Here is a 14398-nt window from a genome sequence, read left to right on the forward strand (position 1 = left end):
GGGCTTGTTTTGTGCTATTATTATGTATAAATGATAACGAAAAGAACTAGTTATGTTAGGAGCAGAAGAAATGACAAATTTATTTCAAGATGATAGTCTAACGCTGCATACAGACTTATACCAACTAAATATGATGAAAGCGTATTTTGACGATGGACTTCATGAGCGTAGATCGGTATTTGAAGTGTTTTTCCGAGATATGCCATTTGATTCAGGTTTTGTTGTGTTTGCTGGGCTGGAACGAATTATTAATTATATGCAAAATTTGCGTTTTACAGAAACAGACATTACTTATTTACACGACGAACTTGGCTTTGATGGGCCATTCTTAGAATATTTACGTAACTTTAAATTTAAAGGAAATATTCTTGCGGCGAAAGAAGGGGAATTCGTTTTTAAAACGGAGCCCATCCTTCAAGTGGAAGCGAGTCTGGCCGAAGCACAATTAATCGAAACAGCTCTACTTAATATTGTGAATTTCCAAACGCTAATCGCGACAAAAGCAGCGCGAATTCGTTCGGTGATTGACGACGAAACGTTTGCGGAATTTGGTACAAGACGCGCACAAGAAATGGATGCGGCTATTTGGGGCACAAGAGCGGCTTACATTGGCGGGTGTGATTCCACAAGTAACGTTCGCGCTGGGAAAATTTTCGGTATTCCGGTGTCTGGTACGATGGCACATGCGATGGTTCAAGCTTACCGCGACGAACTTGAAGCATTTAGAAGCTACGCAAAAACACATTTTGATTCGATTTTCTTAGTAGATACATATGACACGCTAAAATCTGGTGTGCCAAATGCGATTAAAGTGGCCAAAGAAATGGGTGACAAAATCAACTTTATCGGCATCCGCTTAGATAGTGGCGATATGGCCTTCTTATCCAAAAAAGCGCGCCAAATGCTAGACGAGGCTGGCTTTCCAGAAGCGAAAATCTTTGCTTCAAGCGACTTAGATGAACATACCATTTTATCGTTAAAAGCGCAAAAAGCCAAAATCGATTCATGGGGCGTGGGCACAAAACTAATCACCGCTTACGACCAACCAGCACTTGGGGCCGTTTATAAAATGGCTGCGATAGCTGATGAAAATGATATTTTACAAGATTCGATTAAACTTTCAAGTAATACCGAAAAAGTTTCGACTCCGGGTAAAAAGAAAGTTTACCGGATTATTACGAATGAAGATGGCCTGAAAGCAGAAGGCGATTATATTGCTTTAGCGGACGAATCACTGGAAAATGTGGATAAATTAACGATGTTCCACCCAGTTCATACGTATATTATGAAAACAGTCGAGAATTTCACTGCGCGTGAGCTACTTGTACCAATTTTCCAAAAAGGGGAACTTGTGTATGATATGCCTTCACTAGATGAAATTAAAGCTTATAAAGAAGAAAACTTGGCGCTGCTTTGGGATGAGTACAAACGAACCGTTCGTCCGGAGCAATACCCAGTTGATTTAAGTGTAAAATGTTGGAAAAATAAGATGCGTAATATCGAAAAGGTACGTAAAAGTGTCCAGCTTCATTCACCAGTTGAACTAGATATGCCATTTTAGGAGGAATTGTAATGGAAATCAGAGAAAGAATTTTAGCAGATATGCAAGTGGCAGAAACGATTGATGCACACGAAGAAATCCGAAAAAGTGTCGAGTTTTTAAAAGCATATTTAAAAAAGAATACGTTCTTAAAAAGCTTTGTTCTTGGGATTTCTGGGGGGCAAGATTCGACTTTAACAGGAAAACTAGCACAGATGGCGATAAGCGAAATGAGGGAAGAAACCGGCGACGAGGAGTATCAGTTTTTCGCCGTGAGCTTGCCATACGGAACACAACTAGATGAATCGGACCGTCAAGATGCACTGAATTTTATGGAGCCAGATAATCGTTTAACCGTGAATATTAAAGCTTCGGTTGACGCGAGTGTTGCGGCGCTGAAAGAAGCGGGAATCGAACTATCTGATTTCGCCAAAGGAAATGAAAAAGCGCGCGAACGGATGAAAGTCCAATACGCGATTGCGGCAATGCGTAAAGGTGTCGTTGTTGGGACAGACCACTCGGCAGAAGCTATTACCGGCTTTTATACAAAATACGGCGACGGTGGAACGGACATTAATCCACTGTTCCGTTTGAATAAAAGACAAGGCAAGGCGCTTCTCAAAGAACTTGGCTGCCCAGAGCATCTCTATTTGAAAAAACCGACTGCAGATTTAGAAGATAATAAGCCAGCTTTACCGGACGAGGTCGCGCTTGGTGTGACGTATGACCAAATTGACGATTATTTGGAAGGCAAAGAAGTTCCGGCAGATGCAGCGGCAAAAATCGAGAACTGGTTTATGAAAACCGAGCATAAACGCCATATGGCAATTACTATATTTGATGATTTCTGGAAATAGGAGGTTGTTTAAATGAAAGTTGGTTACGGGTTATTAACTGCATTTCATACACATCCAGGAGAGCGAGATCATTTAGTAAAAATTTTACTTGAAGCAGCAGAAAGTTTAGAAGAATACAATACGTGCATCCAGTATATCGTCAGCGAATCAGAAAACGAAGCTGACACAGTATTTGTTTCTGAAATTTGGGTCGACAAAGGGCACCACGAAGCATCTCTAGATAACCCAGCTGTAAAAGAGACGATTCTACGTGCCAAACCTTTGATAAAAGAAGTAAAACGAATACAAGAATTAGACATACTCGGCGGAAAAGGCGTATAAGCTTAACAACAAGAATGATTCTGGGACTTTCCTGGAATCATTTTTTTGGAGGGATGATAAATGCAAACGTTGATGATTGTTTGTGCTGGCGGTGCGACGTCAAGCTTAATGGCACAAAATGTCGTGAAAAGCGCGACGTCTGAAGGAATGGACGCTGTTTTACTATTTCCAGATGACGTAAAATACAAAGATAGTTTTCTCGAGAAATATAGCGAGCGGGATTTAGTTGTTGTCATGGGTCCAGTCGGCGCAATTACTGCTGGGAAATTCCGTGATTACAAAGAACAAGTTGATGCGGTTTTAGTAGCACCACAAGTGAAATATATGTACAAAACAGTGGAGGAAGTATTAGGCGAACTAAATATTCCTTGCGCTAATATTGATTCACTCGATTTCGGTCGGATGCGCGGCGACAAGATTCTCACACAAGGTCTAGCCTTAATGGATGCGAAAAATTCCAAATAAGGTGTTGCAACTTTAGAGGGGAAACGTTAAAATGAAAGAAGATGAAAAGGACAAGTGATTTGTCCTTTTCTTATATTATTGTGAAGTAACCGCAATTTTGCGGTTTCATTTTATAGATAAGGGTGGTTTTGTTTAAAATTATGAAAGACTTTACCGAGCAAGAGAAAATTATCGTTCTAGATTTTGGTAGTCAGTACAATCAACTAATTACGCGCCGCATTCGTGAATTCGGTGTGTATAGTGAATTACATCCGCATACTATTACAGTTGAAGAAATGAAAGCACTAAATCCAACGGGGATTATTTTTTCAGGAGGACCTAACAGTGTGTATGACGAAGATGCCTTCCGCGCTGACGAAAGAATCTTTGACATGGGAATTCCAATTTTAGGAATTTGTTACGGCATGCAATTAATGACAACGCACTTTGGTGGCAAAGTGGAACGTGCGAAAGACCGCGAATACGGGAAAGCGGACATCCACGTCGAAAAACCAAGTCGTTTATTTGCTGGACTACCAACCGATCAAGTTGTTTGGATGAGTCACGGCGATTTAGTCGTTGAGGAGCCTGCTGGTTTTGAAGTAACAGCTACTAGTAAGTCTTGCCCAATTGCAGGTATTGCGGACGAAGATCGTTCCCTTTACGGCGTGCAATTCCACCCAGAAGTACGTCACTCAGTTCACGGAAACGAATTACTGAAGAATTTTGCATTAAACGTTTGTGGCTGTAAAGGCGACTGGACAATGGAAAACTTTAGTGAAGTAGAAATCGCGAAAATCCAAGAAATCGTAGGCGACAAAAAAGTATTGCTTGCACTTTCTGGCGGTGTAGATTCCTCTGTTGTTGGTGTGTTAATTCATAAAGCAATCGGCGACCAACTAACATGTATTTTCGTTGACCACGGCCTTCTTCGTAAAGGGGAAGCTGACCAAGTAATGGCGACATTACAAGGCGAATTCAACATGAACATCATCAAAGTAGATGCGAAAAAACGCTTCATGGACAAACTTGCTGGCGTTTCTGACCCAGAACAAAAACGTAAAATCATCGGTAATGAATTCATTTACGTATTCGACGATGAAGCTAACAAACTAGACGGCGTAGAATTCCTAGCTCAAGGAACACTTTATACAGACATCATCGAAAGTGGTACAGCAACTGCCCAAACAATCAAGTCTCACCACAATGTAGGCGGCTTACCAGAAGATATGCAATTTAAACTAATCGAACCATTAAATACACTTTTCAAAGATGAAGTTCGCGCACTAGGAATAGAACTTGGCATGCCTGACGCAATCGTTTGGCGCCAACCATTCCCAGGCCCAGGCTTAGGAATCCGTGTTCTTGGTGAAATTACGGAAGAAAAATTAGAGATTGTTCGTGATTCTGATTACATCTTGCGTGAAGAAATCAAAAACGCAGGATTAGAACGCGAAATCTGGCAATACTTTACTGCTCTTCCAAATATCCGTAGCGTTGGTGTTATGGGTGATGGTAGAACGTATGACCATACTGTGGTTGTCCGTGCGGTGACGAGTATTGATGGTATGACAGCCGATTGGGCACGTATTCCGTGGGATGTACTGGAGAAAATTTCGGTAAGGATTGTGAATGAAGTGGATCACGTGAATCGTGTTGTTTATGATATTACGAGTAAGCCACCAGCTACGGTTGAGTGGGAATAAAAAGCTAACATAATAAGAATAGGAATATCAATAAATCAACGTTTTTCAACTTATGAAATGCTTGATTTTCATTAAAAATGATATGGTTTCCTACCACAAATCCCTGTCAAGATGATGCTTGACGGGGATTTATTTTTTTTGAGCTAAATTATTTAATAATCAATAAATCCTGCCAATATTAGCTATTTGGGAAAACTTTAACCTCCTGTTTAAAGAACACAATCTAGAACAATATTGTTTAAATATGAAATGTTAAAATAATTGTAGGCTAATGAAAAGGAGGGAAAAGTTATGACTTTAAATGCAAAGAGTATCACTATAGGGCTGCCAGTAAGTGATTTGGAGAAATCTGCAAGCTGGTATGAAAAACTGCTTATGAGTGATGAAAAACTAGTACCGGTTGAAGGGGTTATTGAATATCAAATTGGTTCGGTTTGGATCCAGCTTTTTGAAGAAAAAATCAATGCTTCTAAGAACGTTTTGTGTTTAGAGGCAGAAAATCTAGAAGTAGAATTTGAACGTTTAAAAACACTTGGGATAATAACTAACGAGGTGATAGAAGAGCTATCAGGTATCCTTCGATATTTTGACTTCACTGATCCAGATGGTAATAAGTTATCATTCTATTGGTTATACGAACAAGAATAGATTTAAACAGCATTATATGATGAGCGTAACGCTAAAACGACGGACAACAGATTCGTCGTTTTTTGATGCTTAAGTGGAGTAAAAATATAAGTTAGAGATTATTTTTCGATTAGGTGTACTCTTTTATTTGTGTCTTCGTTTTATAGATTTTAATATTTTTTTTAATCTTGTATTATTAATGATAGTTATCTATAGCGTTATAGAGTGGGAACAAAAAGCCAATATAATAAGTATGGAAATACCAATAAATCAACGTTTTTCAACTTATGAAATGCTTGGTTCTCATTAAAAATGATATATTTCCCTACCACAAATCACTGTCAAGATGATGCTTGAAAGGGATTTGTTTTTTGTGGGCTTACATTTTAATACTAAATTGTAATATAATTTATTTATTAATATGATTTTTAGAAAATACTGTTCTAAAAAGGAGGGGGAACGATGAAAACGAAGATGCCTGAAATGCTTTCTTTCATTTCAGAAGAAGCTGTTAGTAGAAAAATGACAAGTGAGGAAATTGCTGCTCACTTTGGTTATGATAAACATCACTTTAGTCGAAAATTTAAAGAAATTAATGGATTTAGTGTGGTTGAATTCCTTTCTAGTTTAAAAGTGGAAAAGGCGATTATTGAACTTAATGAAGAAAAGCGTATTCTCGACCTACAAGAACATTCAGGTTTTGAAAGTAGTGGTAGTTTCACAAATACGTTTAAAAAATATACAGGTAGTTCTCCTAGAAAATACAAAACGGAAATGAATGATATTTTTTATGATATGAAACGTTTTGAAAATGATAATAAGGATAAGTCGATAGCGCATTTTCAAGAAAAGAATGATTCTTTTTGCAATGTAACTATTGATGTACCTGATGAATTTGAGAAGGGTATCATATTTATTGGACTTTTCCGTACTCTTATACCGAATCATATGCCTATATCGGGATTAGCTACTAAAAATTTAATAGGAAATCAATTGAAAAATATTCCAAGCGGAGACTATTATTTATTAGCTTGTGCGATAAGCCAGTCTAATAACATTCTATCTTATTTTAACTTAAGTAATAGTTTGAGAGGGAAAGAAGATGAAAAGCTATCTTTTCCTAAATGTTCTGGCAATCATTACGCGATTAAGCTGAGAGAACCAATACCAGAAGATCCACCAATATTAGCTAATGTGGGAAAAATTTTAATCTCCTGTTTGAAGAACACAATCTAGAACAATATAGTTTAACTATGAAATGTTAAAATAATTGTAGGCTAATGAAAAGGAGAGATAAGATATGGCTTTAAATGCAAAGAGTATCACTATAGGACTACCAGTAAGTGATTTGGAGAAATCTGCTAGTTGGTATGAAAAACTATTTATGAGTGATGAAAAATTAACACCAGTTGAAGGCGTTGTTGAATATCAAATTGGTTCAGTTTGGATTCAACTTTTTGAAGAAAAAATAAATGTTTCAGAAAACGTTTTACGCATAGGGGTAGAAGATTTAGATGTGGAATTTGAACGTTTAAAAACACTTGGAGTAATAACTGACGAGGTAATAGAAGATGCACCAGGTATCATTCGATATTTTGTCTTTTCTGATCCAGATGGTAATAAGTTGTCATTCTATTGGTTGTATGATCAGGAATAGATTTGAACAGGATTATAGGATGAACGATAACACTAAAACGACGGATGAATGATTCGTCGTTTTTTGATGCTTAAGTGGAGTAAAAGATAACATTGGCATGATTCTCTCTATTGTCGCAAAGGTATATTTTTATTGAATTTAAAAGCACAAAAAATTCTATTATAAATTATTTCCTGAGTAGGCGTACTTTTAATATGATAAATTATTTGCAAAAAATAATGTAAACTTAAAATATGAAAGTTTCAAAGAAGAAGGTGAACTTTTTATTGAAACTAAGATTCCAGAGTTAAGTAATCCAGGATACGATTTATTCATGCAATGTTAATTTACAAATCAAAAAAAAGACCGTTTCTATTCGGTCTTCTTATAACTACATTGAATATCAAAGTAAATACTTTCTTAAGCCTGAATGTGGTTAAAACTTCATTACACTATTATTGCATTTTTTTATATTTTTGTCTTCATTTTAAAGGTTTTAATAGTTCTTAAGTATTTTGTATTATCAACAATATTCATCCATATCTTGTACGTAAGTCATGGAGTGGGAATAGTAAAAATTGAATCCATAATGTTAATTTGACACATTCTATTAAGTTAGAAAATATTATATATAACTTGACATATAACTATTTGTAATAGACATGTATAATTAACTTTGAATAAATTTAGTATTATATCTAATTCAATTGCTAAAATAAAAAATTCTACAATTGTATTAAATAAATTATGGAATTTATTTAACATATTTAATGGTAAATTTTTCATTTTTTTGTTAAAGCAATTTCTCTAATCACATAATTAGAATCTACTAAACTTTTTTCTAAAATATACTTTGCAGTATTTGTATCGACTTTCTCAATCTCACCTAATCCATGAACTAATTGACTTTTTACATATGAATCATCTTCATTAATAATTCTTATAAATCTGTTGGTTATTGTTTCTACATATTCTTCCACATTTAAGAGTTTTATCAATAAATGAATAGAATGCCAACGAAGATCTAGCGAAGTAGAATTAATCCATATTAATGAAAATTGAAAGAATAACCCTAATACACTTTGAGAAGTTTCTAACTTATCATCTTTATCTAAATAACTTTTGATTAATTTACAAGATTCTATTTGCGAAGCCTCATCATTAAATGTAGATAACTCATTCAAAATTGAAACACTTACATCCTTTTGAAACAACTCTAAAAGTAAGTAGTGCGCAAATACTAACATTTGTTTTTGTACATGAGAAAGCATTGTTTCATATGCATCTATATCTCCCCCCATGTTAATCAATTCTTCCACAATCTGACTATTTCTGTTAATAATATATTTATCAATTCTACACAAAATATATAATAATTTGTACGCTTCAATTTTATCAGTAATCATTTGTTTAGAATTAAGTATTGTATTTGCAGTTTCTCTAAATATGGCGTCTATCAACTCTTTGGAAATGGTGGTACTATCATTTCCAAAGACATTTCTGACTGCGAGAAAAGAAGAATCAGCATATTTTGTGTAACTGCCATTTTCTCCTTGAGTTAAATTTCTATATTTTATTATTTCTAAATGTTTTTCTAAAAACAGAGTACTACTAGGCATATTTTTGTTGGTTTCAATTGAATACTCTAATTCATAAAACTCCGGCCACTTTTCTTGAATTTTACTATTTAATTTTTGATTTTCTTTGTTATTAAATAACTTACCTAGTTGGCAGCATAAACATTTAATATGATTTTCACTAATTGAGCTCGATTTATCCTTAAATAAATTTATGATAAATTCATTTAATTTTATTATTAATTTGTAGTCTACTTTACTATAATTCACAGACTGACATAAAAATTCAATTGCGCTATCATGATACCTCAAACTTTTACTTTTCAAAATAGAGAGGCAAAATTCTGTTAGATAATTTTGATCCAGTCTATCTTTTATACGTTTTAACGTATAGAAAATATAACTTTCCAAATTCACAATACTATCTTCAGATTTCTTCCAACCATTTAATATGACTTCTAAATTATCCCATACATAAGAAAAATCGTCATCGCTCAAATAATATCCTACTTCTGATATAGCAAGTAATTGAGCAACTAATTTATGATTAGTCAATATATGATTGTCTGTGTAATCATATATTTCCTTAGCCTCCTCTGGAGTAAGTTTTTCCAAATGAGCGGAAAAAGTTCTAGCCATTCTACGAACTTTCTTTTTATCTAATGACATAATTGTATTTTTAAAATTTAGCTTAAACATTATCCATTCATTATTTCGCACAAAACACTCATAACTCAATTTTTGAACTATAGAGTAAATACGGGTTAAATGAGTCATTGATCCAAAAATCATTGCTTCAAAAAAGATATCAGCTATTGAATTTGTATAGAGAGACCTATCTCCTAGAAAAGTTTTTGATGAGTATGCTTCAATATCTGACTTTTGCCTATCTTGTTCAAGTCTCTCCAATAAATTTTTTTCATATCTATCTATATTGGGATAAAATAAACTATTATTCATCTTGTCCAACTCAATTTGCCCAAAATTCTGATTTGTAAACTCATTCCTATTTTCATGATATAAGTTAATCTGATTACGTAAATCAATTAATATATCTTGAATAAACCAGTCTTCTAATTTATTGGATAATGAGTTTTTATAAGCTAATTTCAATATTTCTATACTCTCAAAAAGATTATTATTATAATACTCATTAATTGCTTTCCATCTCAGCTCTATTACCTTAAAGTAAGCTTGAGGTAATATATTTTGTAACATTTTTAAATACTCCGATATTTTGAAAGTATTAAAATTACTTCCGTTAAACATAATTGGAAGTAGTGTTGAACAATAATAATCTATATCAAGATCTGAAGCCATTTCTTTTGTTTTTTCATTTCTAAAAAACATACTAATAAAGTATTCTCTGCATCTTATTTTACTAATTTTTTTACTACCTATTGATAAAATATATGGGATATTAATCTTTTCAGATTCAATTTGTATATCGTTTGCATCGTTAGTCTCCTCCATCAATAAATTATTGCTTGGAATAATAGCATTTCCAAATCCATATGATCTATATACTGATAAAATATCATCAATCAAGTCCGTAGTACTTCTCTGAATAAAATCTTCAAAAGAATGAATAGTTTTATTTTTAGGAGCATTAGCATGAAGTAGTCTCGTTTGAAGGGATGTTTTTTCTTTTGAATTTTGATCACAAAAATAATAAAGTGAAGGAATGTTGTTTTTTAGGACTTCGTCAACTTCATTTTGCACTCCTTGAGGTATGCCATCTTCGTTATCAATCAAAAAAATACAAACATCTGCACTTTTGAGACGCTGAATATAATGATTATAAGCACTCATTGAGGAAGTGCCAGCTTCTTCAAATAAATATATTTGAAAAAGACCTGTCAATTCTAACATCTCTTTAATTGCTTTTCTAGCTAAATTATATTTTATAGAAGCTTGATCATCACCAGTTTTAGAGCTAATAAAAACTTTTAATTTATCTTCAATTTGAATCATCTATAACCCTCCAATTTTATCTATCTCAAGCTTATTATAACTAGTATTAACAAAAAACACACTCTATAAAATATAAAAAGAGTATTTTTTATAGTGCTAAATAAGATACTTACTATTTTCATCTGTTCTTTATTATTTATTTGTATAATCAATTTTTTCGTTTACTAGTTGAGCTAGTAAACGAATAGTCTTTTTGCATTATAAAAACAAGAACTTAAAATTGAAAATATTTCTAAAGATTTTCAACTTTTTTTACCTTTGAGCAAGGAAAATAGTTTAGGAGCTTCTTTATCCTCCGGAATTTGATAGAGCTGGTTTTAGATTAGAAATATTTTGGAATCGAAATTTATGCTATAGAGGTAGACGCAATGTGAGTTTTTTATAATAAGGCTTCTATCAACCATAGTAAAATCCAATCCCATTCTGTGTTATATTGATCCAGGAGGTCGCGAATATCAATAGTAAACAGGAGATAGTACCCTTCAACTTGTACTAATCAAAAAGTTTTAATTGTAGATACAGGATGAATAAAATATATATGAGTTGTAATGGATACTTCATATCTAAGAGAAATTAGAAGAATATTTTTAATTCTCGCTAACGAGCATTTGAAACACTTAACTCAAAAAACATAAATGGTCTTAGTTACTCTCTTTTTTAGTGGCTATTATTAATCAGATTAGATAAAATAAGAAATAAATAATCAGAAATGAGGAAGTGCATTGATAATTACATCTGTTTTAGTTCCAGTTGCTCTATGTTTAGTTACAATATATTTTACGAACAAGCAGCATAAAAAAAATATGGAACAACAAGAAAATCAACATAATCAGGCTTTGGAAACTTCGGAGAAAAGGTATCAAGAACAATCGTTAATCAATTTAAGAAAAGAACGCATAATGTATCAACCATACCTTTCGCTCTCTACCAAAGAAAAGATTGATAAGTTTACTGGGAAAATGGAACGCGATAAACATAATGTTATAATAATACCTTTTAAAATTAAAAATGAGGGATTGGGAGCAGCTTTTTCAGTATATTTAAATTATCTCGAAAAAGAAGAAATGAAGGGAATATCTACAAAATCTGTTTCAGTTATAGCTATTCAGCCTAGCCGAAAGAACGGTTATAATATTTTGGGGGTTGCTATGCCGATTCATATGGATATTTTAAGAGTCGAAGGAGAAGCGGATTTTTATTTATATTTAAATGCTATTGATAAAGAGGGGATAGAAACTAAGCCAGATGATTGGATTAGATGGAACTTTAGTATTGAATTTTTTGATATCCAGGAAAGAAAATACATACAAGATTATCAGTTCTTTTCTGTATTAAGTAATGATACAATAGTAAGAATGAATTCTGAAAAACCAAAATTTATAGAGTTTAATTAACTTTTTTAGTAGGGAAATTTATAAATTCTAAATGAGGTGAATCCAAAATGCATAATTACAAAAGCAACTTTCATTTTTTGTTCTTTGCATTAATTATATTTTCTCCATTACTTTATTTTTATCTTGATAATGCAAAATGGGAAATAATGGCACTTGGGATAGTTGCATCAATAACACTCTTAGTTTTTACAAGTAGTGAATTTAATTTAATAAAACTTTCAAAAGATGGAGTTGAATTGAGGAGGGTTATAAAAGAAGCAGAAGTAACAGCACAAATATTAAGTTCAAAAATTGAATTACTACTAACATATGATATGGAAAATTTTGTTAATAAATTGCATAATCATAATTTAGGAATAATGGTAACAAAGTTACAAACCATTTCCTTGGTTATGCGAGATGAAAAAATTCTATCAACAGAATTAACAAAAAGTATAGAAAAAATATTATCGAGAATCGCCGAGCAATGTATAACTGAAATAGAAGGTTTTATATTTTCATACCATTATGAAAATTTTCTTCATTTAAATATCAGTGAGGAGCAAACAAATAATGAATTGCAAATATTGAAAGATTTGTTTTTTGAGAAGGGGACGTACCAATTGAAAAGTACTTGGCCAACACCAAAAGACATAAAAGAAGTTTTCAAAAATAAAGATTTTGTTTTTGAAAAGGAATATAAATCATGGCTTCAGTATTATATTGATGGTTTTGAAGCTATAGAATATCTAATATGATAATATTAATAAAAAAGAGCGCAAGTCTCTTCTATTCAATTCAAGAATTAATTCGGTTAGATATAAAAAGTTTATTTATAGTTTTGAGAACAAACAGGCAAGTCATAGATACTACTAAACATAGAATTTAATGATATCTCGTTTATTTGCTATGATACCTATTCTCCTAAAGGCAAAACTGATACATCTCCAGTTTCCCAATCAAAGAAAAGGAATTCAACTCCATTCTTAGTATTTGTTGATGTAAACAAAAATCTTTGAGGAACATCCACTCGAAAACTAGTAGATATATCTATAACACTGTTATCATTTTCTTCACTATTAGTAATATCAAATAGTGAGCCATGCCAATTATTATAGATTAGTTGAGATATCTTTATATTTTTATTTTTTAGAACTTCTTTTATTTTTTTCCTATCAGCTATACTAATATCATTTCCCAATATAACTTCTATTAGTGAGTCTTTATAGGTTAGGAATTGATTTTCTGCACTATTATTAGAATACAAAATATATCTGTATTCTTTTTCATCTTTCCAAGATAATGATTTATTGAAAAAAAGATTTTTATTAAAATGAATTGAGTGCCACTTTAAGTAGTTCTCTTTACCAATGTGAAGATAGTGCTCTAATTGAAGCATAAAGGGATTAGAGATATTAGAGAGTAAAAATGGATTATACATACACTTGAGGTAGTTAATGATGAAGGGGAAGTTTATTCCCGTAAAAGTTTTAAAATAACCATTAATAGAATAAAGATTAAATATACTTCCTGTATTATTAATATCGGTATAATGTATTTCCTTTTCAAATAAAAAGTTATTTGTTTGTGAATTTAAAACTTTTGATAATTTTTTATGGTCAAAGACTAAACAAATTCCTTTATGTTTTTGACCATATGAATCCCACATTTTCATATCATAGGCAATTTCTTTATTTGCTCTTGTCATACAAAGTACCAACCAATGATCTTTAATAAAGTCATTGCTTTCATGAAAAAAATTGGGCTTGAATTTGTCTTTGTTCTCTATAGAGTGTCCATAAAATTTAAAGGGCCATGATTTTGATTCTTTAGGATCGTTTACATATCTAAAACTGCTGAATTTTAATGTTTCATTTTTAAGTATAAAATTTACAGCAGTATCTGCACTTGTAAAATGATATAAATTATTGTCTTCAATCATTTTCATTTTCCCGCCATTCTTTTTATTATTTCAAGATTAGATAAAAGCAATTTGAACTGGAAGATACATAATCGTATCTTTTGTATATAATATCACATGAGCTTTAGTTTTGTTAACTTTAAGGAAATATATTACCGACTTTCACAGCTAAGTGGATGGATAGTTCACCAAGTGCAAAAATTGATGGAGACGTTCTGTATGAGTTGAATCAGCCTTTCCTAGATAAAGCGATTCAGCGAGGAGATGACGTAGCTATGGCTACAAAGACGACTGTAGAAAACTTATACATCGCTGGGACTAAACAACGTACGGGCTTTGGCCATGAATATGAATACTTACTACAACATGGTTATACTTATGATGCAAAAACAAGCACAATGAAGTTGAAGAAATGAGGAATT

The 14398-nt window shown here is 32.5% G+C and carries 12 protein-coding genes and 1 pseudogene; 11 read left to right on the forward strand and 2 right to left on the reverse strand.

Features of this window, described 5'->3' with window-relative positions; all coding sequences use genetic code 11:
• Positions 1 to 70 precede the first annotated feature (70 nt).
• From HCB49_RS04015 to HCB49_RS04050, 8 genes are all read left to right on the forward strand, one after another.
• On the forward strand, positions 71 to 1561 hold the full coding sequence (locus HCB49_RS04015; RefSeq protein ID WP_185604169.1) for a nicotinate phosphoribosyltransferase: 1491 nt from the start codon (positions 71 to 73) through the stop codon (positions 1559 to 1561).
• An 11-nt stretch (positions 1562 to 1572) separates the two neighbouring features.
• Positions 1573 to 2397, forward strand: coding sequence for an NAD(+) synthase (gene nadE / locus HCB49_RS04020; RefSeq protein ID WP_185604170.1), 825 nt, complete (start codon positions 1573 to 1575; stop codon positions 2395 to 2397).
• Positions 2398 to 2409: 12 nt separating this feature from the next.
• Positions 2410 to 2718, forward strand: a complete 309-nt coding sequence (locus tag HCB49_RS04025; RefSeq protein ID WP_185480125.1) for a putative quinol monooxygenase — start codon at positions 2410 to 2412, stop codon at positions 2716 to 2718.
• A 60-nt stretch (positions 2719 to 2778) separates the two neighbouring features.
• Complete coding sequence (locus HCB49_RS04030; RefSeq protein ID WP_003730540.1) at positions 2779 to 3183, forward strand: PTS sugar transporter subunit IIB; 405 nt, start codon at positions 2779 to 2781, stop codon at positions 3181 to 3183.
• A 128-nt stretch (positions 3184 to 3311) separates the two neighbouring features.
• On the forward strand, positions 3312 to 4868 hold the full coding sequence (guaA, locus tag HCB49_RS04035) for a glutamine-hydrolyzing GMP synthase (protein ID WP_185604171.1): 1557 nt from the start codon (positions 3312 to 3314) through the stop codon (positions 4866 to 4868).
• A 291-nt stretch (positions 4869 to 5159) separates the two neighbouring features.
• Positions 5160 to 5516 (forward strand): VOC family protein, encoded by a 357-nt coding sequence (locus tag HCB49_RS04040; RefSeq protein WP_003724648.1) that lies wholly within the window; start codon positions 5160 to 5162, stop codon positions 5514 to 5516.
• A gap of 441 nt (positions 5517 to 5957) precedes the next feature.
• Positions 5958 to 6731, forward strand: a complete 774-nt coding sequence (locus HCB49_RS04045) for a helix-turn-helix domain-containing protein (protein WP_185604172.1) — start codon at positions 5958 to 5960, stop codon at positions 6729 to 6731.
• A gap of 64 nt (positions 6732 to 6795) precedes the next feature.
• Positions 6796 to 7152: a VOC family protein gene (locus HCB49_RS04050; protein ID WP_070037573.1), complete on the forward strand. Its 357-nt coding sequence runs from the start codon at positions 6796 to 6798 to the stop codon at positions 7150 to 7152.
• Positions 7153 to 7913: 761 nt separating this feature from the next.
• On the opposite strand, the gene HCB49_RS04055 is transcribed toward HCB49_RS04050, so the two are convergent.
• Entirely contained in the window at positions 7914 to 10682 is a 2769-nt protein-coding gene (locus HCB49_RS04055; RefSeq protein ID WP_185604173.1) for a hypothetical protein, read from the reverse strand.
• 722 nt (positions 10683 to 11404) lie between these two features.
• On the opposite strand from HCB49_RS04055, the gene HCB49_RS04060 reads away from it, so the two are divergent.
• Positions 11405 to 12076, forward strand: a complete 672-nt coding sequence (locus HCB49_RS04060) for a hypothetical protein (RefSeq protein ID WP_260479513.1) — start codon at positions 11405 to 11407, stop codon at positions 12074 to 12076.
• A gap of 47 nt (positions 12077 to 12123) precedes the next feature.
• Complete coding sequence (locus HCB49_RS04065; protein WP_070264569.1) at positions 12124 to 12813, forward strand: hypothetical protein; 690 nt, start codon at positions 12124 to 12126, stop codon at positions 12811 to 12813.
• Positions 12814 to 12971: 158 nt separating this feature from the next.
• On the opposite strand, the gene HCB49_RS04070 is transcribed toward HCB49_RS04065, so the two are convergent.
• On the reverse strand, positions 12972 to 13997 hold the full coding sequence (locus tag HCB49_RS04070; RefSeq protein WP_236719327.1) for a DUF2971 domain-containing protein: 1026 nt from the start codon (positions 13995 to 13997) through the stop codon (positions 12972 to 12974).
• A 200-nt stretch (positions 13998 to 14197) separates the two neighbouring features.
• On the opposite strand from HCB49_RS04070, the pseudogene HCB49_RS04075 reads away from it, so the two are divergent.
• Positions 14198 to 14392 (forward strand): annotated as a pseudogene (locus HCB49_RS04075) (T7SS effector LXG polymorphic toxin); the annotation flags it as partial.
• Between the last annotated feature and the right edge of the window lie 6 nt (positions 14393 to 14398).

It is taken from the genome of Listeria cossartiae subsp. cayugensis, from assembly GCF_014229095.1.
GTDB classification, from domain to species: Bacteria; Bacillota; Bacilli; order Lactobacillales; family Listeriaceae; genus Listeria; species Listeria cayugensis.